The following is a 19,502-nucleotide window of genomic DNA, read 5'->3' on the forward strand; positions in this document are numbered from 1 at the left end:
TTTTTGTTCTTCTTGTTGTTTACGAGCTTGTTCATCAGCCTGACGTTTTTGTTCTTCTTGTTGTTTACGAGCTTGTTCATCAGCCTGACGTTTTTGTTCTTCTTGTTGTTTGCGAGCTTGTTCATCAGCCTGACGTTTTTCATCCTCTTGCTTACGAGCTTGTTCTTCGGCTAGACGCTTCTCATCTTCTTGCTTTTGAGTTTTTTCGTCCGCCTCTTTCTTTTCTAGCTCTTTTTTCTGTTCGCTATCTTTTGGCTCTTCATTATTAGAGGCAACTTTTGTACTAGTTGCTGTCGTTTTTTCAGAAGAAGGAGCTGAAATACCTAATAACGCAACAAAAATGACAAATAATACAGCTGTAATAATAAATTGTTTTTTCGCTACACCTGTTTTCTTAATAACAGATAAGATTGCTAGAACAAGGAAGAATATAAATAGAATGAAACTTAAAGTAGAAAAAAACTCGACGACGGGGTGTTCCGATTTTGTTGTACCGGCCGTTATTAATATAATAGAAATCATAAAAAGAATAACGGTAGGACGTCCATATTGTTTTGCTTTTCCATTTTTCTTAAAGAATGAAATGATACATAAGATTAAAAGAATAAAAGCAATAAAAAATAAAGCTGCACCAATATTACTTAAAATCGACATTTTCATACCTCCATTTGTAAGATTCTTCTTATTGATTATATAGGAATTTATTGGATATTACACGTTTTGTATAAATTTAGAAAATTAATATTTTTAATAGACTCATAAACATTTATTTTATATATAAGGAAAAATGGATATATTTCCTATTACTTTTTGAAAGAGATTTCATAAATTATAGTATATCGATTGAAAGGAGGAGATTTGAATGGAATTTCAATTGTTGGTAACTTGTATATTACAAGAAGGTAATGCTTACTTTTTAGTAACGAAGGTAGATGATGTTATTACGTTAAAAGTACCGATTACTGCGGGAGTAGCAGGTTTATTTTTAGCTTTAGGTGTACCAAGATGTTCTTAATTTAAATCTCTATAGTAGAAGAGGAAGGGACATGCCTTCCTTTCCTACTATTACATAATATAATTATGTAAACTTAAATATCATATTTGTGATAGCACGTTTGAAATGGACATGCATATACTATAATGTTTCATTGGATGTTAGCGGTGAAAGGTAGTTTTAATAAGTGCATCCAGTGATATTTTTAAGCTATGAAAATAAAAGAGGTGCTATTATATATGAAAAGAAAAACATTGGATATTCCAGTTACATTGCGAAGAGAGTGGTTTTTAATAGAGTTAGCTCATTTAACGAAAAAATATGGAATTGAAATTGCAACTAGTAAAATGGATGCTGCACCGTTTTTAAGAGATCAAGTTACGGAGTCAAAGATAGGGAAAGGGCTACAATACGATAAATATGATGATGAGTATATAATTGAAAATTAAAGGGTAACAACAAAATTAAATTAATTTATAACAAAATATAAAATAAAGCAGATTCTAAATATAGAATCTGCTTTATTATGAAATACTTGTAGTCAACTAGCCTCTTTCTAGTGTTTTTCCTACATATTTCTCTTGCGTTATTCCAAAAGAGTCACGAAGAATGCGAGCATAATCTTTAGATTCTATTGGTCGTTTATTTTTGGTGCCTTTAAAGGTTTCTGTATAATTTTTATTTGTTAATGATATGTGACCATAAGTAGTTAATTTACAAGTGATAGCTCCTTTATTAAAAGGAGATTCTTTATGCTCTACAATCACTTTTTGAATCTTATTCACTTTTTTCTCATCTATTGGATCTACAGTGAAAGCATAGCCTATTTTCCATTCGTTTGAAGGTTCAGATTGTAAGAAACTTGTAGATTCCCCGTTAGCTCCTTTTCTCATTTCTAAAATATGCGTACCTTTTCGAGTATTTCGCTTACGAATTCGATATTCTCCTGTTTGAGAGGAGATGACTTCTCCGTTAAAAGGGACTGGATGTAAAGGGAGATGAGATGCAAAACCTGCATCCACAACATAATCTTTATCCTCATGACTTAATATGATAATGACATGACCATCATCGGGTTTCCATTTATTATCGTAAAGGTCATAAACAGTACCGGCTACTTTGTATACTTGAAACCCACAATCAATTAAAAAATAATACAATAGGGAGTTTAATTCATAACAAAGTCCACCTCGTTTTTGAATAAGTAACTTTTCTATTAAGTTATCTTTTGAGATATTTTTAATAGTACCAGCCATAATATCAAGATTTTCATAGGGGAGAATCATTCCCATTTTTAAGAGAATTTCATCTAAATCATCAAATGTTATTTCTTTTGCAGGAATTTCTAAGCGTTTAAAAAACTCCTTTTGTAATTTGGTCATCATAAAGTATTCTCCTTTCTTTTTACAGAATTTTCTTCTGCTCACCGATAGGTTAGTACTTCTAAAAAGTTAATTCAAGTGTGCGGAAATTATCATAATATATGTTTCTGGAAATATGATTTTCTATTCGGAAATTTCAGTTTAATTTTTAATCGTAGGAAAGTCTTATAATACAAGCTCCTTTAAAATTAGTTTGTATTTAATGAAAAGAAAGTACATATCTTTATTATATTTTTAAATAACTAACTAGTAATAAAATGTTTTTTTACTAAAATTTTTTCAAGATTTGTATGCTTTATATAAACAATAATGATTTAAAAAATATCTGGGTGTAGCGAAGTTAACAATTATTGAGAAACTTTTTTGTCGTATTCTATCAAAAGGAAGAGGTAGAAACAAAGAGAATAACGAGAGTTAAGGAAGAGGGTATACAACTAGTAACCTTCTAAAAATAGGGCTAACATCTTTTAAAAATAAAAGATTAGCTATTATTAAGGAAGGGAAAATATAAAATATTATAAAGAACACCTTCTTTCAAAAAAATAGGGGGAGTAATATGCGACTGATGAGAAGATGTGTGGCCTTACTAATTGTATTTTTTATCATGGCTCCAACGATTAGCACAAATGTACAGGCAGAAGTTGTAAAAGAGCTTGGAAAGGGGTTTCCTGATACAGAAGTATTCACACCTGGAGAATGGTTTTTAGGCCAAAAACCTGCTAATTATGATGAGAATAAACCGCCAATTCTCTTTGTACAAGGAAGAAATGGTAATGCTGATAGTTGGTATGGAAAGACAGTATATCATGATATAAATGATATGTATGATTATGCTTTAAAAGCAGGCTATCAAACAGTGTTTATACAATTGTATGATGCAGCGGGGAAAGGTTCGGCTAGTCAGTGGGATAACGGAAAATTGTTGGCACAAAAACTTGAAGAAATATATAATCATTTCGGTAAGAAAGTTAATATTGTAGCGCATAGTAAAGGTGGAATTGATACACAAGCTGCATTAGTTGAATATGGTGCGAATCGATTTGTTGGAAATGTTATTACACTTGCTACACCGCATCATGGCTCAAATTTAGCAGATTTGTCATATAGTTGGTGGGCAGGGTGGCTTGCTTCTATATTAGGTCAAAAAGATGATGGTACGTATTCGTTACAAATAGGTGAAATGGCAAAGTTTCGTTCAATAATAGATAACAACCCAGCAGCTAAATTAAACCGTTACTATACGGCTACTGGGACTAGCTGGGGACCAATATTTTCTGCATTATCTATGGGCGGGTTATATTTATCATCGTACGGTTCAAATGATGGACTAGTAAATGAATGGAGTGCGAAGCTATCGTACGGTACACATTTATTTACAGATTCCAGATTTGATCATGACAATATAAGAAAAGGATCAGCTGTTTTTGCACGAATTGAACCATATTTACGTACGACAAATGTGGGGTTACCAGCTTTAGTAGCATCCAGCACTAGTTCAAATGAAAATCTAGAACAATTAAATACAACTTCAAATCAAAATATTTTAGGAGGCGAATTACCACAAAATCAGTGGATAGAGCAAAGTATTTCTGTTGATAAAAAGGCTGAAGGAATAGTTTCTGTACTAACTGCTTCTTCTGATGTAGAAGTACAAATGGTATCTCCAAAAGGAGAAATCTATGCAAACAAAGATAGCGCTATAACTACTGGTGAAGGCGAATCTTTCTTTAATGGGGCGACAATTAGAACATTTAAGTTTGATAGATTGGAAGTAGGCGAATGGAAAATCAAAATGATGGCGAAGCAGTCGAAAGATGCATATTTAGTTGTAAGCGATTACAATAATAGCGCGCCATTTGTTCTTCAAATGCCTACAAAAGTTAAAGTAAATAAACCTGAGTATAAACTGAAAAAATCACCAGTGGCACCTGAAATGAAAGGGGATCTTTCCATAACAGTAAGAGTCGTTAATAAAGAAGGTAAGTTAGTCTCTGAATTTAATGAATTACAAAATGTTAATACGAATACATTTACAGGTGCTTTGAAAGATATAAAACAACCGGGAGTATATAACGTTACGATGGATATAAAAGGGATGAATAAAGAAGGAAAACCATATAATCGTACGATTGTTAAGTCGGTTTATGTAGAGAAATAAGGAAGAATAAATAAGCATAATATAAAAGTGCAGAAATCTTGTGTTAGAAAGAATTCTGCACTTTTTTTGCGTGATGAAAGATAATAAAAGTCGAAGAAAACTGTTATTCAATAAAAAAAGATGCTGAAATAGCATCTGAATGTAAAGAAATAATATTAACTTAGTTTTGTAACTGTTAATTCAACTGAATTTATACCATTGTCACAAGTTACAATACTTTGACGATTAAAGCCACTATTATTTCTAAGTTGAAGAGTTGAATTAGCTGGCACTGTAACAATCGTTTCGCCAATGAGTTGAAGACATTCGTTATTTGATGAAGTATTCATTTGAATAGCGAAGTCACCTTGACTATTAGCAAGTGGATTGTTATTTAAAAATATAGTTATGACTGGGATATGTGGAAATACAGGATTTAAAGTAGTATTAATACTGGAAATGAACGAAACTCTATAATCACCAGCTTGTCTAAATTGTATAGTAGTAGGGTTTAGTAAGGAAACGCCTCCTGCTAAAGGTCCAACGTGATTAAATGGAAAAGGGTTGCCAAAAGGAACAGTTATAAATTCAGTTTGCCAAAAAGTTCCGTATGCAGGACAGCTTCGTTTATGCGAATGGTCACATGAACATTTTTTATTTGAACTGGAAGAAGATTTACATGAGCATTTTTTATACGAGTTTGAAGAATGATAGTATGAACCCAATATATTACCTCCTATTCTTAATAAATGTAAAACACATAATAGTTTATGAAAATGAATCAAAATTGGCGTGTATGCTTGTACTATAAAAGGAGATAGATGTGGAATATAAAGTGCTCAAATGATGAAATATAGTATTGGGGTATTACCTGTAACACTTTTTGAAGATGATAAGGTTCATGATTTGATAGAAAAATGAATGGGATTTCTAAATGGATTAAAGTAACGAGGAAACGTTTATCCCGCTATTTTCCGAGCAGTAAGACCCCACCTCAAAATTCAGTGAAAGCAAAGAAGTTAGTTGGGGGATGAACAAAACCCCCACTGAGTAAAGTTTCACTTTACTATATTAATTTCGTCTGACAAACAGCAATATTATCTTTTGCTGTATGGATGTTATTGTTTGGTGAAGTTATGATATTTAATCGTATATATATTAGATTATTTAGTTTATTTTTTTATTTGTGTAGCTGGGCAGGAAGAAGTCAGAAAATATAGAATAAATGTACATATGAAGCATCGTTTGTTTTTGGTGTGAATAGTAATTAAAGATACGCTAAAATATTTAAAATTGTAACGAAAGAGAGATTAAATAATAGAAGGAGCAACTTACATGGAAAATATATTAAAGGTATCTTCAAAATCAAGCCCAAATTCAGTCGCGGGTGCAATAGCAGGAGTGCTAAGAACAAGTGGTAATGTGGAAATTCAAGCGATTGGGGCTGGAGCTATAAATCAAGCGATTAAAGCAATTGCGATTGCAAGAGGGTTCGTCGCTCCAAGTGGTATTGACTTAGCCTTCGTACCAGCATTTCAAGAGATTTCTATCAATAATGAAGAAAGAACAGCGATTAAATTAATTGTAGGTCCTAGAAAGAAAAGGTCTTAGTAGAAGAGAGTGTTACTATAAGGGGAAAAGACCAATAGACTTCCCATGTTAGATACGTTATTTTATGTAACCGATCCTTGGGTGTGGACACGGCATTATGCCGGACGCATGTCTGTTAATTTCTCCTTAAATTTAGCGTGTGTTCTAGATACTTAAAAATGCCAAATCCTTTGTGATATAAGGGATTTGGTATTTTTGATGTTTTTAAAAATAAACAACCCTAAAACTGCTCATTTAGAAGATTTAGTTTTAGTAGCGGCCATTGAACGTTTTTATGATAGTTTACCTGATAAATAGAAGAGTTTACCAATGAAAAGTAACTGGGGGATTCAAAAAATGAATCAAACTATTTTAGAGAAAGTCCTAAAATTTCGGGATGATAGGAACTGGAAGCAGTTCCACAATCCTAAAGATTTAGCTATTTCTCTTTCTTTAGAGGCGAGTGAGTTGTTGGAGAATTTTCAGTGGAAAAGCAGTGAGGAAGCTGTAGAAACAAAAAAAGAAGACATGAAAGATGAGTTGGCAGATCAATTGGATATTGACTTAGAAGAGATTATTATAAACAAAATAGAAAAAATAATAAAAAATATCCAGTAGAGAAATCTCGAGACTCTAAAAAGAAATATAATGAAATTTAAAAAAGGTGGAATTAAATATGTTATATCTTTTTACTGCAAGTAATGATAGTGCTATAAAAAATTTGGAAGCTACTATTGAAAAAACATATCCTATTTCTACATGTTTAGCAGATTTAGATGCCGATACAGTAACTAAACTTAAAGATAATGAATTACATGAGAATGTATGTATGTGGGGAGCAACTCCTGGTTCTTCAAATGTTGATAGATGGGAAAAGTTAAAAGAGGGTGACGGGATTTTAGCATATTCTAAAGGGGAATTTAAGTTTTTCGGGACAATTTTTGCTAAGACTCATAACCCAGATGTGGCTAGAAAAATTTAGAAAACAAACGATAATGATGAAACTTGGGAATACATCTATTTTATTAAGGACCTAAAACCTGTAAACATTAAAGCAATCGAATTCGCAGCTTTCTTTGGCTACAAATTGAACCATACACCACAAGGATTTACTAATATTGATTCGGATTTTAGTAAAGTAAAGATTGCAGAAGAAGAGAAATCGGAAAATCGAAAAAAAACTAAAATGGAATCTGGTAGGGAAGTATGGCCTCGTGATCCGAAAAAAGCTAAACAAGCTATTAAACAGGCAGAATTTAAATGTGAAATAGATGACACACATGAAACATTTGTATCGGAAGCCAGCTGAAAAAATTATATGGAGGCCCATCATCTAATACCGTTAAGAATGCAACATGATTTTGAAAATAGTTTAGATGTTGTTGGAAGTATAGTTAGTATATGTCCGAACTGTCATAGGTTGATTCATTATGGAAGAGACAAAGATAAGAAAAAAGTTTTAGAACTTCTCTTTGAATAAAGAAAAGATTCTTTGAAGAAGTTCGGTATTGAGGTATTTCTCAAAGAGCTATTTGGATACTATGAAATTCTAAAATAAGAATATTCATAGCTATAGGGAAGGTAGAATGTTTCATACTTAAACATAGGTATTATTGTGATGGAAATTTAAATTTCGTCTTTTGAAAGTATCAATAATTTGTATTATTTTTATAGGGTTATATATTTTTCTTTTGCTCTGCTGTATAGCAGAGCTCTTTTTTTGTCGTACAAAAGCCACTTCAGTCCTGTCGGGCGGCTTCTTTTAATTTATATTCACCAATTCATCAAACTTAAACTTAGTATTCAAACCAAAAGCATCTGTACAATATATAGTTTTCGTCATCGGTTCAATATGTAATACATTTATGTACATGTCTTGCACCATTCCATCACGATAGTATGAGATATGTATTTCTTCTTCCTCGTGAAAAGATTGCATTAACGCTCTTTCTATTCGTTCCATAGTATCTTGTGTTAAAAAAGGTTTAGGTACTTTATATTGTTCCTCAAACATTCTATGTATTTCCTCGTATTGCTCCGGTATTGAAGCAAACGGATTCCATTTCACCATACCTCTTCCACGTACTACAGGAAAGCCGTTATATTCCATGATGTAATACCTCACTTTTGTTTTTTTAACTCCACTACAAACAAACGTGTGTTCTTTTTTGGTTTGAAAAGGGACCATTTTGTTAACATGAATATTCAAAAATAATTTTTCAAGTTAGAATATTCAAAAACTTATTTATGCAAACAAGCATGTCATGATAACATTTAACAAAAGGGGGTAGAAGTAGATGAGTGTTGACATTATTTCTAAAGAAGAAATCACAAAATTATTAAACGACTGGTATCAAGCTATGATTTCACAACGTGTATTACAGTCTCAGAAAATAAAAGAAGATATTGCAAATAAAATCAATAATATTAAGGAAGACCAAACAATATTAGTCTACTACGCTTTATTGAATGCACGGTATAAACTGCTAATTCGGGATATGGATAGTACAAAAGATATTCTGGACAAAATCGAGCCTTTACCAGAGTCTACAGAAACATTTTTAGAGTACTATCATCATTTATTTAAAGCAATTTACGCTATTAATAAAGCAAACCATAGTGAAGCAAGAATGCAATTTGAAAAAGCTGAAACGTTTTTAGAATACATGCATGATGAAATTGAAAAAGCAGAATTTAATTATTGGCTTGCAGTCCATTACTATCACGTATTAAAACCGATCCTAGCAGTTCAATTTGCTACAAAGGCGAATGAAGTATTTTCAATTAGTCCAGGGTATGAATTAAAAACTGCAGCATGCTTAAATACTTTAGGAATGGCACACATTCGACTAAATGAATTCGAAAGTGCAGAGGAATATTTACTTTCAGCACTAGGTACCTTCCAAAAATCTAATGATGAACTTCTTATTAAACGAGTTAAGCATAATTTAGGACTTTTATACGCAAGTCAAAACATGCCAGAGTTAGCAATTAAACACTTAGAGGATTCATTAGAAAATAACGCTAAAACTATGTTTCTTTTAGCAAGAGAACATTTTAAGTTAGGTTATAGTGATATCGCTAATGAATATATTGAGAATGGCTATAAGATTAGCGACTTATGTTATCGTCATCATTTCCGAATTTTAAAAGCAGTACATAACTATGTACCGCAAGAAGAATTAGAAAATGTGGTTATAGAAGGTATTTCGTATTTTGAAAAAGAAGAATTATATGATTGGGTAAAAGAATATGCTTCTCTTTTAGGTGAAATATTCTATGGTTCAGAAAATCATAGAAAAGCAAGCAAGTATTTGCACATCGCTTTAGATGCAGACAAAAAGAGCATAGAAAGAAGGGCGCTAAAATGAAAAAAGCAATCTTATTAATGATGATGTTATCCGCTGTTTTTACTTTTGGTCTTACTAATGCAAAAGACATACCACAAAACGAAGCAATTGAAGTGTTTATGGATCATGGAGAACATATTTAAAACCTAAGGAAGAGGGCGCTTATAGTGTCCTCTTTTTAATATCTATTATTTATATGATGAGGTTGCAGGTACGTCTTTTGGTTATTGTTTGATAAACGTAAGATGTTTCTAAAAATGTGTATACAAAGGTGTATTTTTGTACTGTATATGTTCACGTACTATATAAAAAAGTATGAAAATCTATAAAAATAATTATTTCAATAAAATTTGTTTTAGATATTAAAAAGTGCCAAAACCCTTGTGGTATAAGGGGTTTGGCACTTTTGTGTTTTTTATATTTTATCAAATAAACAACCCTAAAACTGCTCATTCTTCTCCCAAGATTCAACGATATAATGTGCAATCGTCGGATTGAAGCCTTTACCAACTAAAAACATAATCGCAGCAACTTCTGTTAATGCGTGTTCGTGTGATGTATGTTTTGCTTCATTTAAACCGTAATCTACCCATGGTTTTACGAAATCTAGTACAGGTTTCTTGAAAGGTAAAAATTGTGTACCGACAACTTGTTGAATTTGTTGTTGTGTTGGTTCAGTAATTGGTCCAGGTGGTAAGATTTGTGGTTGTGTAATGTCTAGTGTTGGTCCGGGCGGTAAAATTTGTGGTTGAGTTGGATCTATTGTTGGTGGTTTAGGTGGTGAGACACGTGCGTCGTAGTTTGGTTGATACATTTGTTGTTGATATTGCGGTTGTTGTGGCTGAGTTGTGTATGGGTTTTGTGGTGCTACATATGGATTTTGTGGATATTGTTGTTCTTGGTTTTGTGGTGCTACATATGGATTTTGTGGATATTGTTGTTCTTGGTTTTGTGGTGCTACATATGGATTTTGTGGATATTGTTGTTCTTGGTTTTGTGGTATTACATATGGATTTTGAGGATATCGCTGTTCTTGATTTTGTGGTGCTGCATATGGATTTTGAGGATATTCATAATTTGGACGTGTGTCATATGGATTTTGTTGAAATTCAGTTTCTTGGTTTTGCGTTGTTGCATATGGGGTTTCGTCATGTTGTTGCTCTTGCTGTTGTAACTCTTGTTCTTCGTATTGTTCTGTGTATCTCTGTTCTTGTTGTTGAGGATACAATGGTTGCCTTGGATAAGGCGGTTGATTATTATAGAACATGTTTATTCCTCCTTCATGATGATGCCTACCACCTAGTGTATGGGCGGACAAGAAAATATGTGATGAAAAAATGCGGGCGTGTTACAATAAGTAACTGGGTGAAGATAAAATGACAAAACAAGAAAAAATTCAAAAAACAATTACTTTTGTAAAACATATTTTAGAAAAAGATGCGAGTGGGCATGATTGGTATCATATTGAACGTGTACATAAAATGGCGATTTCTTTATCTGAGCAAGAAGGTGGAAATCGTTTTATAATTGAAATGGCAGCATTACTTCACGATGTGGCAGATGAAAAGCTAAATGAAAGTGAAGAAGCAGGAATGAAAAAAGTTTCTGATTGGTTAGAAGAGCTACGTGTTGAAGAAGAGGAAAGTAAACATATTCTTCATATCATCGCCAATATGTCTTATAAAGGTGGCCATGGCGGCACAGTAGAGTCACTTGAAGGGAAAATTGTTCAAGATGCGGATCGTTTAGATGCTCTTGGTGCAATAGGAATTGCTCGTACATTTGCATATGGCGGGGCGAAAGGGAGATTAATGTATGACCCAACTATTCCGCCGCGTGAAGAAATGACGAAAGAAGAGTATAGAAAAAATAATGATCCATCTTTAAATCATTTTTATGAAAAACTTTTGAAATTAAAAGATTTAATGAATACGAATGCAGCAAAACAAGAGGCTGAAATTCGTCATCTTTATATGGAACAGTTTATTGAACAATTTATGAAAGAGTGGAATGCACAAATATGAAAATGTTAACTGTGGAGAACTTATCAAAATCATATGGAGAAAAGCCGTTATTTGATGGATTATCATGTAGTATTACAGAAGGACAACGTGTCGGAATTATTGGTGTAAACGGAACTGGTAAATCGACATTATTAAAAATTATTGCGGGATTAGAAACTCCTGATACAGGTGATATGACGCATTCACGTGGGTATACAATTAGTTATTTATCACAGCAACCAGAGTTTGATGAAAAACTGACAGTATTAGAGCAAGTGTTCCATGGCGATACACCTTTAATTCGTCTTCTTCGTGATTATGAAAAAGCACTATTAAATATTGAAAAAGATCCAAGTAATGAAAAAGTACAGGAACAATTATTTGCAGTGCAGCAACGTATGGATGCAATGAGTGCATGGGAAGCAAATGCAAATGCGAAATCTCTTTTAACGAAATTAGGAATTACGGACTTCACTGCAATTGTTGGGAATTTATCTGGTGGACAGAAAAAACGTATCGCAATGGCACAATGTTTTATTGAAACACCGGATTTATTAATTTTAGACGAGCCTACGAACCATCTTGACCACGAGACAGTTGAATGGTTAGAAGAATATTTAGCGAGATATACAGGTTCGGTATTACTTGTAACCCATGATCGTTATTTCTTAGATCGTGTGACGAATCGTATTTTTGAATTAGATAATGGTAAACTATATAGCTACGAAGGAAACTATAGTACATTTTTAGAAGCGAAAGCACTTCGTGAAGAGCAAGAATTGGCACAAGAATCGAAACGCCAAAATTTATATCGTCGTGAACTTGCTTGGATTCGTCGTGGTGCAAAAGCCCGTTCTACGAAACAAAAGGCGCGTATTCAGCGTTTTGATGAGCTAAAGGCACAAGAAGGACCAGCTGCAAAACAGTCAGTTGATATTGCACTAAGCGGAAGTCGTCTAGGAAAGAAAGTACTTGAGTTAAAAGATGTAACGAAAAAATTTGGCGATAAGACGGTATTACATAATTTTAATCATATTGTGAAACCGGGTGATCGTATCGGAATTATTGGGGCGAATGGAAGCGGGAAATCTTCCCTATTAAATATGCTTGCAGGTAAGTTATCTCCTGATAGTGGTGAAGTGGAAGTAGGACAAACTGTAAAAGTTGCTTATTATACGCAAGAAAATGAAGAGATGAATTTAAATCAGCGTATGATTGAATACATTAAAGAGATTGCAGAAGTTATTCATACGACAGATGGAAAAGTAATTGGTGCATCTCAAATGTTAGAACGTTTCTTATTCCCGACTCATTCACATGGTACACCGCTTGGTAAACTATCTGGTGGTGAAAGAAGACGTTTATATTTATTACGTATTTTAATGGGAGAACCAAACGTACTTTTACTTGATGAACCTACGAATGATCTAGATACACAAACATTAACAGTACTAGAAGATTATTTAGAAGATTTCCCAGGTGTCGTTTTAACTGTATCGCATGACCGTTACTTCTTAGATAAAGTAGTAGATGAACTGTTCATCTTTACTGGCGGAGGCGAAGTGCGTGAGTTTCTAGGTAGTTATACAGATTATTTAGAAATGGAAAAAACGAGAGAACTTATGGAGAAAGCGGAAGTTCAAAAAGAGAAAAAAGTTGTAGAAGAAGCGCCAAAACAACAACGTAAACGTAAACTTTCATACAATGAACAGCGTGAATGGGAAACGATTGAAGATACAATTGCCGAACTTGAAGAGAAAATTGAGTCAATTGGAGAAGAACTTGCGAAAGTTGGATCTGACTTCACAAAGGCACAAGAATTATCTGAAGCACAGCAGAAAACAGAAGAAGAGCTAGAAAAAAAGATGGAAAGATGGAGTGAACTATCAGACATCGTTGAAGGATTAAAATAAAAACAAGCTGCATATATTGAAAAGTAAAGAGAAAAACTTTACACTATTGGTAGAACCTATTTTAGGAGGGAAAAAATGAGAACATCTAATCCAATGTTGAAAAAAGAGGCATTCCGTAAAGAGGGAGCAAGTGCTTCTGCGATGACGATTGGCGGAACAGTAGGCAAAACGTTCATTATGCTTATCTTGCTACTTGCAACGTCTGTCTATTCATACATACAGATGATGCAGGGGACGATGAAGATGCCAGTATTAATTGGTGCTTTAATCGTTGCGGCAATCATCGCATTTGCGTCTATGTTCTTCCCACGTATTTCACCTTTTGGTGCACCAATCTATGCAGCGGTAGAAGGGGTTGTGTTAGGAAGTATTTCAGCAGTTTATACAATGAAATTTGGCGATTCTATCGTTTTAAATGCTGTATTACTAACAATCTCAATTCTATTTGCAATGTTAGTGTTATATGCAACACGCGTAGTAAAAGTAACGGATAAATTCCGTACAGGCGTGATGGCAGCAACACTTGGAATTATGGTTATGTATTTAGTCGTATTCCTACTAAATATGTTTGGTGTAACTGTTCCATACATTCACCAAGGTGGTACAATCGGTATTATTATTAGTGCAGTTGTTATTGTAGTTGCTGCATTAAACTTATTACTAGATTTCGATTTAATCGAAAATGGTGTACGTAGTCAAGCTCCGAAATATATGGAGTGGTATACTGCGATGGGACTAATGCTTACATTAGTATGGTTATACTTAGAAATTCTTCGTTTCGTTTCTTACTTTACGAAAAATGACTAATAAAAAAATCCTGCATGAAAAATGCAGGATTTTTTTATTTTCAAAGATATATTGAATGTATGGTATAATATGGATGATAGCAACTTGAAGTGAAGGAGATGGAATATGATGAAAGAGAAGAAGGGGATTATGAAAAAACTATTTTCTAAAAGTTTTTTCATAGAACTAGATGAAGCTTTAACGTATCCATCATCAAAAGTTATTACTTCAGCGATTGAAGGATATGCAGCTGAATGCAATGAAAGACTAAAATTTGAGAGTAAAGTTAAACCGATTACTTTCTACTTAGAAAATGCAATGTACCGTGCTGAAATAAAGATGGCTCGCGGAGGATATTACATATCTTGTACTGAAGTGTAATAAATTTTGAAACCATACATGTTTGAACTATGTATGGTTTCTTTTTTTGTTTTGTAAGGTCTAAAATAATACTTTTTACTTACGGATATATCATTTTGTGCTTTTTACCATTCAAACATTTCTCCTTACAATGAAGAAAAACATGTGAGGTGGTATAACTTATGATGAATCGAGTTGTATTAATCGGTAGATTGACAAAGGAGCCAGAATTATACTACACAAAACAAGGCGTCGCTTATGCACGAATATGTGTTGCGGTGAATAGAGGATTTCGAAATAGTTTAGGTGAACAACAAGTCGATTTTATTAATTGTGTCGTTTGGCGCAAATCGGCTGAGAATGTAACTGAATATTGTAAAAAGGGATCACTCGTTGGGATTACAGGGCGTATTCAGACTAGTAATTACGATAATGAACAAGGCAAGAGAATATATAGAACTGAAGTTGTGATTGAGAGTATTACCTTTTTGGAGAGAAGGCGGGAGGGGGCATCGTAATAAAAGGTGATTTGAAGTAATAGCTTCGGAAAAAATTGTGGAAAGTATTTTAATAAACTTAAAGAGGGGATACCGCCAGCTTTTTTGAAAAAACAAGTAAAGAGTATACAAAATTTTATAACGTTTTTTGGCTAATCCAGTAACAAACGAGAACCGTAAAACCCATCACAGGATAGGAATGTATAAAAAGATGAATCGAGTGATAGAAAATAAAAAAGGGATTCCTTCTGAGAGTAAGGAATCCTCCTTTTTGTTGCTACCGATAATAGGACGTTATGTTAATTAGAAATGTATACGATATTCATAAAATCCGAACTGTTCAATTTGTTAAAAAAAACTATAGTTGAAATTCTTTCTTTATAATTTCAGCTACTTCTGTAGCATTTAAATTCGTATTATTGATCCTTATATAATTTTTCTCTGTAATTTCTCCTTCTCTTGAATTTAATCTAAAATTTTCAAATGTGCTTAATAAATTTTGTTCAGATTGTTCAATCTTTCTTTTCGTTGGCTTATGTTCAAGTCGATGAGGTGTTTTATTTCGTTGAAGTCTTTCTTCTACATCAGCTTCTAATTCAACAAAATAAATATCAACCCCTTGGGAACGAAAAATATTACATATACTTTCAACATCATCCCAATCTTTCTTTTCATTAAACGCCCATACGTATGTAAAAATCATTCCATAATGTTCACTCTTTGAAAATGATTGAAATATTTCCTTTCGAAAAAGATGTGTTAATCGCCACATTTCCGAAGAGAATCCATACAATGGCTCCAATAAATCAATTGTCATATGGTTATGAAATAATTTTAAATCAGTCATCTTTGCTAGTTCTTGTCCAACTGTCATTTTCCCAACTGCTTGTGGCCCAAATATCAAAACAAACTTTTTCATCGAATTCCCTCCAAAAAATAATAAGACATTAATTACAAAATAAGAGATTCTGTAAATGTATCACAATCAAAATATTTTGTAGAATCTATATACTTTTCTGCCTTTTGTATTTATAAAAATAGTTGTCTTCCAATAACGAAAATTATGTAAATAAGCTATCCATATGGATAGCTTAATATATTTTTTTGCTTAGCGTGTTTTTTTTTTTTTATACTGGTGGTACCTCAAGAAATGGATAAAAAATAAAAATCATCGGAAACGAAAGCTTTTAAAATCCCGTTCCTAATTTAAAATGTAAAAAGAATGAAATAGTATGGTAGCGGGAAGAAAGTAGTAAAATTAAGCATCCCAGTAGGAGTATAGAGTGATAACATGTTACAATACAGCTAAGAACACGCAATAAAGGAGAGTTTTTTACGTGAAGATTAAAGCAATTGAACCGACGCCAAGTCCAAATACAATGAAAGTTATTTTGAATGAAGTATTACCATCAGGAGCACGTAATAATTATACAAATGAAAATAAAGAACAAGCACCAATGCAAGTGCAAGAAATTTTGAAAATTGAAGGCATTAAAGGTGTATATCATGTAGCCGACTTTTTAGCAGTGGAGCGAAATGCGAAGTATGACTGGAAAGTTTTATTACAACAAGTTCGTGCTGTTTTCGGCGAAGAAGTATTGGAAGAAAGTGAAGAACAACAACTGTCTCATTTTGGAGAAGTGAAAGTGTTTGTTCAAATGTTCTTTACAATTCCAATGCAAGTAAAGTTAACAGATGGAACATCGGAAGAACGTGTTGGCTTACCAGATCGTTTTAAAGAATCAATTATGAAAGTGCAAATGTCTGCACCAAACGTTGTAAAAGAGCGTAAATGGGTAGAACAAAGTACACGTTACGGTAATTTTGAAGAAATTGGGAAAGAAGTAGTGGAAGAGATTGTTGCTGCTTATTCAGAAGAACGTGTAAATGAAACGGTTAAAGAATTATTAAATCAAGCAGGTGCTGTTGAAGTAACGATTCAAAAGCGTGAGCCATATAAAGTAACAGAAGAGATGATGAAAGATTCTGACTGGAAAAATCGTTTTGCAGCATTAGAACAAATGGATCCTACTGAAGAAGATATTCCAGTGTTGAAGATGGCGTTAGATGATGAAAAAGTTTCAATACGCCGTTTAGCAACAGCTTATTTAGGTATGGTAAAAGGTGATGAAGTATTACCGTTATTATATAAAGCTTTGTTAGATCGCTCTGTAAGTGTTCGCCGTACTGCAGGAGATTGTTTATCAGATGTAGGTGATCCGGCAGCGATGTTCGTTATGATTAAATCTCTGAAAGATCCAAGTAAATTAGTACGCTGGCGTGCAGCGATGTTCTTATTTGAACTTGGAGATGAAAGTGCGATTCCAGCATTAAAAGCAGCGCAAGATGATCCAGAGTTTGAAGTAGCCATGCAAGCACGTCTAGCATTAGAGCGTATTGAAGGCGGAGAAGAAGCAAAAGGTTCTGTATGGAAACAAATGACGGAGTCTCGTAAAGGGGAATAATGTATGATTGTTTTCTATGATAGTTGGTGTCCGATGTGTACGGCCGTTGCAGAACGTACGAAAAAATTAGATAAAAAGGGTAAGATGAAATTTGTTTCATTTCGAAATGAAGATGTAGTTGAGAAGTATGAGCTTTCTCAAGAACTACAAAGTAAGATGGAACAAAGACTGTATATTTTTAAAAATAATAAGTGGTATGACGGTATTCAGAGCATAGATGTATTAGCAAAGGCCGTTCCATCTTATTGGTTTGCAGTTCCTTTTATAAAGCTATCTATCGTACTTGGTTTTGGAAGTAAAGTATACGATTATATCGCTAATAATAGAAAACTTGTTCCAGTGGGACATTGCCGCGATGGGGTTTGTGAAATCCCTACAAAAAAATGAAATCATCGTTATCTTTCTTTTGCACCTATTAATAGAGCGTGATATGATGAATTTGGAATGAAAGTTGAAGGAGAGATTACAAGATGTCAAATGCTTATGAAGAATACATGCGCCAAATGGTAATCCCAATGCGCCAAGAGTTAGTGCGTTCTGGGTTTGAAGAGTTAACTACAGAAGAAGCTGTAACAGAATTTATGGAAAATACATCAGGTACAACTTTAGTAGTTGTAAACTCTGTTTGTGGTTGTGCAGCTGGTTTAGCACGTCCATCAGCAGGTCAAGCGGTTGTTCGTGCTGAAAAACAACCTGATCATCTTGTAACTGTATTCGCAGGTCAAGATAAAGATGCTACTGCAAAAATGCGTGAATACTTCGGAGAAATTCCTCCATCTTCACCATCTATGGCATTATTAAAAGGAAAAGAAGTTGTTCACTTCATTCACCGTCATGAAATTGAAGGTGCAACTATGGACGAAATTATTACGAACTTAGAACAAGCTTTCGAAAAGAATTGCTAAAGAAGGGGGAGAGTAAATCTCCCTCTTTTCTTTATATAGAGGTGAAACAATGATCGTAACAACAGCAGGAAGAACGAACAAAGAAATGACAGATTATGCAAACGAGGTAGCAGCAGAATTAAATGCTTCTTTCGTTAAACGTAATGACATACCGGTACATAAGCTACATGAGCAGTATGAACAAGATGTGCTTGTCGTAGGGAAGAACCGATTAGCTATTTATCCAAAAGGTACGGAAGAATCGTTTTTCTTTCATCCGAACTCAGCGATGTTTCGTGTGAAAAGGTTAATGCGTGGAGAACACGATCCGTTTGTACAAGCCACGCAATTAGAGAGAGGAATGACAGTGTTAGATTGTACGCTCGGGATGGCATCAGATAGTATTGTAGCTAGTTATGTTGTTGGGGAAAGCGGAAAAGTAACAGGACTTGAAGGCAATGAGTATATGGCTTATATTATGGAAAATGGTTTGAAAACATGGTCTTCATCTGTTTCTGAAATTGATGAAGCAATGCAAAGAATCCAAGTAAAGCAAACGGAGCATTTTTCATTTTTAGCGCAATGTGAAGACAATAGTTACGATGTCGTTTACCTTGATCCGATGTTTGAAGAAACTGTCATAGAATCCGATGGAATTAAAGGATTAAAACACTTCGCTTTGTATCATGATATTACTGACGAAACAATTGCGGAGGCAAAACGAGTGGCGAGAAAACGTGTCGTTTTAAAAGATCATTTTCGTAGTTCTAGATTTGAAAAACACAATTTTTATGTATACAAAAGAAAAAGTGCTAAGTTTCACTTTGGTGTAATTGACCCTTGCTAATTGTTTGAAAAGATGTATAATAAGCAATAATTAATTAAATATACTGTCTGTGATGAAGAGAGTAGTCTTTTTTAGAAGGAAAGCGAGCTAGGGATGGTGTGAGCCTAGTACGGAAGAAAAAGATGAAGCGCACTTCGGAGATGCTTCTTGAACGAATAGTAGAGAAAGCCGAGGCCCCCTGTCCTCGTTATAAACGGGAAAGTGGTTCGTAACGAACAACAAGGGTGGTACCACGGGTTAAAACTCGTCTCTTTTTTAGAGACGAGTTTTTTGTGTTTTAAAAAATAAGGAGGT

At 33.7% G+C, this 19,502-nt stretch carries 24 protein-coding genes and 1 other annotated feature; of the genes, 18 read left to right on the forward strand and 6 right to left on the reverse strand.

What is annotated here, in order from left to right; all coding sequences use genetic code 11:
* Positions 1 to 654: excalibur calcium-binding domain-containing protein (locus ACTFRU_RS21720; RefSeq protein WP_440037860.1), on the reverse strand; the 654-nt coding region annotated here is incomplete at its 3' end.
* 208 nt (positions 655 to 862) lie between these two features.
* Between ACTFRU_RS21720 and exsG the strand changes: the two genes are divergently transcribed.
* Complete coding sequence (exsG, locus tag ACTFRU_RS21725; protein ID WP_000395679.1) at positions 863 to 1,015, forward strand: exosporium protein ExsG; 153 nt, start codon at positions 863 to 865, stop codon at positions 1,013 to 1,015.
* Between the two features lie 218 nt (positions 1,016 to 1,233).
* Positions 1,234 to 1,443, forward strand: coding sequence for a hypothetical protein (locus ACTFRU_RS21730; protein WP_000824207.1), 210 nt, complete (start codon positions 1,234 to 1,236; stop codon positions 1,441 to 1,443).
* A 96-nt stretch (positions 1,444 to 1,539) separates the two neighbouring features.
* Here the strand turns inward: ACTFRU_RS21730 and ACTFRU_RS21735 are convergent, their stop codons facing one another.
* On the reverse strand, positions 1,540 to 2,379 hold the full coding sequence (locus tag ACTFRU_RS21735) for an arylamine N-acetyltransferase family protein (RefSeq protein ID WP_000988427.1): 840 nt from the start codon (positions 2,377 to 2,379) through the stop codon (positions 1,540 to 1,542).
* 553 nt (positions 2,380 to 2,932) lie between these two features.
* Here ACTFRU_RS21735 and ACTFRU_RS21740 point away from each other — a divergent pair.
* A complete protein-coding gene (locus ACTFRU_RS21740; RefSeq protein WP_139849474.1) occupies positions 2,933 to 4,534 on the forward strand; it encodes an esterase/lipase family protein in 1,602 nt (533 codons plus the stop codon).
* A gap of 155 nt (positions 4,535 to 4,689) precedes the next feature.
* Here ACTFRU_RS21740 and ACTFRU_RS21745 read toward each other — a convergent pair whose 3' ends face one another.
* Positions 4,690 to 5,238 (reverse strand): hypothetical protein, encoded by a 549-nt coding sequence (locus tag ACTFRU_RS21745; RefSeq protein WP_006929626.1) that lies wholly within the window; start codon positions 5,236 to 5,238, stop codon positions 4,690 to 4,692.
* A gap of 610 nt (positions 5,239 to 5,848) precedes the next feature.
* Between ACTFRU_RS21745 and ACTFRU_RS21750 the strand changes: the two genes are divergently transcribed.
* From ACTFRU_RS21750 to ACTFRU_RS21765, 4 genes are all read left to right on the forward strand, one after another.
* Positions 5,849 to 6,124, forward strand: a complete 276-nt coding sequence (locus tag ACTFRU_RS21750; protein WP_000427801.1) for a stage V sporulation protein S — start codon at positions 5,849 to 5,851, stop codon at positions 6,122 to 6,124.
* Positions 6,125 to 6,433: 309 nt separating this feature from the next.
* Positions 6,434 to 6,721 (forward strand): hypothetical protein, encoded by a 288-nt coding sequence (locus ACTFRU_RS21755; RefSeq protein WP_002025705.1) that lies wholly within the window; start codon positions 6,434 to 6,436, stop codon positions 6,719 to 6,721.
* Between the two features lie 58 nt (positions 6,722 to 6,779).
* Entirely contained in the window at positions 6,780 to 7,085 is a 306-nt protein-coding gene (locus ACTFRU_RS21760; protein WP_000966113.1) for a hypothetical protein, read from the forward strand.
* A gap of 105 nt (positions 7,086 to 7,190) precedes the next feature.
* Positions 7,191 to 7,412 (forward strand): hypothetical protein, encoded by a 222-nt coding sequence (locus ACTFRU_RS21765; RefSeq protein ID WP_080339949.1) that lies wholly within the window; start codon positions 7,191 to 7,193, stop codon positions 7,410 to 7,412.
* 453 nt (positions 7,413 to 7,865) lie between these two features.
* Here ACTFRU_RS21765 and ACTFRU_RS21770 read toward each other — a convergent pair whose 3' ends face one another.
* The gene (locus ACTFRU_RS21770; protein ID WP_000456182.1) at positions 7,866 to 8,213 is read right to left on the reverse strand and encodes a YolD-like family protein; all 348 of its coding nucleotides are present in this window, start codon (positions 8,211 to 8,213) and stop codon (positions 7,866 to 7,868) included.
* A 187-nt stretch (positions 8,214 to 8,400) separates the two neighbouring features.
* Here ACTFRU_RS21770 and ACTFRU_RS21775 point away from each other — a divergent pair, with 187 nt between their 5' ends.
* Both ACTFRU_RS21775 and ACTFRU_RS21780 read left to right on the forward strand, forming a co-directional pair.
* The gene (locus tag ACTFRU_RS21775; protein ID WP_440037861.1) at positions 8,401 to 9,474 is read left to right on the forward strand and encodes a tetratricopeptide repeat protein; all 1,074 of its coding nucleotides are present in this window, start codon (positions 8,401 to 8,403) and stop codon (positions 9,472 to 9,474) included.
* Positions 9,471 to 9,596 (forward strand): aspartate phosphatase, encoded by a 126-nt coding sequence (locus ACTFRU_RS21780; protein WP_000709201.1) that lies wholly within the window; start codon positions 9,471 to 9,473, stop codon positions 9,594 to 9,596. The genes ACTFRU_RS21775 and ACTFRU_RS21780 overlap by 4 nt, the downstream gene beginning before the upstream one ends.
* A 296-nt stretch (positions 9,597 to 9,892) precedes the next feature.
* Here ACTFRU_RS21780 and ACTFRU_RS21785 read toward each other — a convergent pair whose 3' ends face one another.
* Positions 9,893 to 10,720 carry a hypothetical protein gene (locus ACTFRU_RS21785; protein WP_086412143.1) on the reverse strand — a complete coding sequence of 276 codons (828 nt, stop codon included), beginning with the start codon at positions 10,718 to 10,720 and terminating at the stop codon, positions 9,893 to 9,895.
* A 109-nt stretch (positions 10,721 to 10,829) separates the two neighbouring features.
* Between ACTFRU_RS21785 and ACTFRU_RS21790 the strand changes: the two genes are divergently transcribed.
* The 5 genes from ACTFRU_RS21790 to ACTFRU_RS21810 all read left to right on the forward strand — a co-directional run bounded on the left by ACTFRU_RS21790 (position 10,830) and on the right by ACTFRU_RS21810 (position 15,033).
* On the forward strand, positions 10,830 to 11,477 hold the full coding sequence (locus ACTFRU_RS21790) for an HD domain-containing protein (RefSeq protein ID WP_000165965.1): 648 nt from the start codon (positions 10,830 to 10,832) through the stop codon (positions 11,475 to 11,477).
* Entirely contained in the window at positions 11,474 to 13,369 is a 1,896-nt protein-coding gene (locus tag ACTFRU_RS21795; protein ID WP_000783169.1) for an ABC-F family ATP-binding cassette domain-containing protein, read from the forward strand. The genes ACTFRU_RS21790 and ACTFRU_RS21795 overlap by 4 nt, the downstream gene beginning before the upstream one ends.
* A gap of 75 nt (positions 13,370 to 13,444) precedes the next feature.
* The gene (locus ACTFRU_RS21800) at positions 13,445 to 14,176 is read left to right on the forward strand and encodes a Bax inhibitor-1/YccA family protein (protein ID WP_001260655.1); all 732 of its coding nucleotides are present in this window, start codon (positions 13,445 to 13,447) and stop codon (positions 14,174 to 14,176) included.
* Between the two features lie 105 nt (positions 14,177 to 14,281).
* Positions 14,282 to 14,536 (forward strand): DUF4318 domain-containing protein, encoded by a 255-nt coding sequence (locus ACTFRU_RS21805; RefSeq protein WP_000975137.1) that lies wholly within the window; start codon positions 14,282 to 14,284, stop codon positions 14,534 to 14,536.
* A gap of 161 nt (positions 14,537 to 14,697) precedes the next feature.
* Positions 14,698 to 15,033, forward strand: coding sequence for a single-stranded DNA-binding protein (locus ACTFRU_RS21810; RefSeq protein WP_000982019.1), 336 nt, complete (start codon positions 14,698 to 14,700; stop codon positions 15,031 to 15,033).
* 337 nt (positions 15,034 to 15,370) lie between these two features.
* Here the strand turns inward: ACTFRU_RS21810 and ACTFRU_RS21815 are convergent, their stop codons facing one another.
* Positions 15,371 to 15,931 carry an AAA family ATPase gene (locus ACTFRU_RS21815; RefSeq protein WP_000714950.1) on the reverse strand — a complete coding sequence of 187 codons (561 nt, stop codon included), beginning with the start codon at positions 15,929 to 15,931 and terminating at the stop codon, positions 15,371 to 15,373.
* A 418-nt stretch (positions 15,932 to 16,349) separates the two neighbouring features.
* Between ACTFRU_RS21815 and ACTFRU_RS21820 the strand changes: the two genes are divergently transcribed.
* The 4 genes from ACTFRU_RS21820 (at position 16,350) to ACTFRU_RS21835 (ending at position 19,208) form a co-directional block, all read left to right on the forward strand.
* Positions 16,350 to 17,477 carry a conserved virulence factor C family protein gene (locus ACTFRU_RS21820; protein ID WP_000692566.1) on the forward strand — a complete coding sequence of 376 codons (1,128 nt, stop codon included), beginning with the start codon at positions 16,350 to 16,352 and terminating at the stop codon, positions 17,475 to 17,477.
* A 3-nt stretch (positions 17,478 to 17,480) separates the two neighbouring features.
* Positions 17,481 to 17,864 carry a thiol-disulfide oxidoreductase DCC family protein gene (locus tag ACTFRU_RS21825; RefSeq protein ID WP_016122407.1) on the forward strand — a complete coding sequence of 128 codons (384 nt, stop codon included), beginning with the start codon at positions 17,481 to 17,483 and terminating at the stop codon, positions 17,862 to 17,864.
* A gap of 83 nt (positions 17,865 to 17,947) precedes the next feature.
* Positions 17,948 to 18,382, forward strand: coding sequence for a BrxA/BrxB family bacilliredoxin (locus tag ACTFRU_RS21830; RefSeq protein ID WP_000063706.1), 435 nt, complete (start codon positions 17,948 to 17,950; stop codon positions 18,380 to 18,382).
* 49 nt (positions 18,383 to 18,431) lie between these two features.
* On the forward strand, positions 18,432 to 19,208 hold the full coding sequence (locus ACTFRU_RS21835; protein WP_000637459.1) for a class I SAM-dependent methyltransferase: 777 nt from the start codon (positions 18,432 to 18,434) through the stop codon (positions 19,206 to 19,208).
* A 40-nt stretch (positions 19,209 to 19,248) separates the two neighbouring features.
* Positions 19,249 to 19,463, forward strand: a binding site (T-box leader).
* Positions 19,464 to 19,502: the final 39 nt, after the last annotated feature.

The organism is Bacillus cereus group sp. MYBK220-1 (assembly GCF_051916445.1).
Lineage (GTDB): Bacteria > Bacillota > Bacilli > Bacillales > Bacillaceae_G > Bacillus_A > Bacillus_A cereus.

Coding starts and splice junctions, on each gene's coding strand:
- exsG (WP_000395679.1), top strand. CDS start 863: ATGGAATTTCAATTGTTGGTAACTTGTATATTACAAGAAGGTAATGCT.
- ACTFRU_RS21730 (WP_000824207.1), top strand. CDS start 1,234: ATGAAAAGAAAAACATTGGATATTCCAGTTACATTGCGAAGAGAGTGG.
- ACTFRU_RS21735 (WP_000988427.1), bottom strand. CDS start 2,379: ATGATGACCAAATTACAAAAGGAGTTTTTTAAACGCTTAGAAATTCCT.
- ACTFRU_RS21740 (WP_139849474.1), top strand. CDS start 2,933: ATGCGACTGATGAGAAGATGTGTGGCCTTACTAATTGTATTTTTTATC.
- ACTFRU_RS21750 (WP_000427801.1), top strand. CDS start 5,849: ATGGAAAATATATTAAAGGTATCTTCAAAATCAAGCCCAAATTCAGTC.
- ACTFRU_RS21755 (WP_002025705.1), top strand. CDS start 6,434: ATGAAAAGTAACTGGGGGATTCAAAAAATGAATCAAACTATTTTAGAG.
- ACTFRU_RS21760 (WP_000966113.1), top strand. CDS start 6,780: ATGTTATATCTTTTTACTGCAAGTAATGATAGTGCTATAAAAAATTTG.
- ACTFRU_RS21770 (WP_000456182.1), bottom strand. CDS start 8,213: ATGGAATATAACGGCTTTCCTGTAGTACGTGGAAGAGGTATGGTGAAA.
- ACTFRU_RS21775 (WP_440037861.1), top strand. CDS start 8,401: ATGAGTGTTGACATTATTTCTAAAGAAGAAATCACAAAATTATTAAAC.
- ACTFRU_RS21780 (WP_000709201.1), top strand. CDS start 9,471: ATGAAAAAAGCAATCTTATTAATGATGATGTTATCCGCTGTTTTTACT.
- ACTFRU_RS21785 (WP_086412143.1), bottom strand. CDS start 10,720: ATGTTCTATAATAATCAACCGCCTTATCCAAGGCAACCATTGTATCCT.
- ACTFRU_RS21790 (WP_000165965.1), top strand. CDS start 10,830: ATGACAAAACAAGAAAAAATTCAAAAAACAATTACTTTTGTAAAACAT.
- ACTFRU_RS21795 (WP_000783169.1), top strand. CDS start 11,474: ATGAAAATGTTAACTGTGGAGAACTTATCAAAATCATATGGAGAAAAG.
- ACTFRU_RS21800 (WP_001260655.1), top strand. CDS start 13,445: ATGAGAACATCTAATCCAATGTTGAAAAAAGAGGCATTCCGTAAAGAG.
- ACTFRU_RS21805 (WP_000975137.1), top strand. CDS start 14,282: ATGATGAAAGAGAAGAAGGGGATTATGAAAAAACTATTTTCTAAAAGT.
- ACTFRU_RS21810 (WP_000982019.1), top strand. CDS start 14,698: ATGATGAATCGAGTTGTATTAATCGGTAGATTGACAAAGGAGCCAGAA.
- ACTFRU_RS21815 (WP_000714950.1), bottom strand. CDS start 15,931: ATGAAAAAGTTTGTTTTGATATTTGGGCCACAAGCAGTTGGGAAAATG.
- ACTFRU_RS21825 (WP_016122407.1), top strand. CDS start 17,481: ATGATTGTTTTCTATGATAGTTGGTGTCCGATGTGTACGGCCGTTGCA.
- ACTFRU_RS21830 (WP_000063706.1), top strand. CDS start 17,948: ATGTCAAATGCTTATGAAGAATACATGCGCCAAATGGTAATCCCAATG.
- ACTFRU_RS21835 (WP_000637459.1), top strand. CDS start 18,432: ATGATCGTAACAACAGCAGGAAGAACGAACAAAGAAATGACAGATTAT.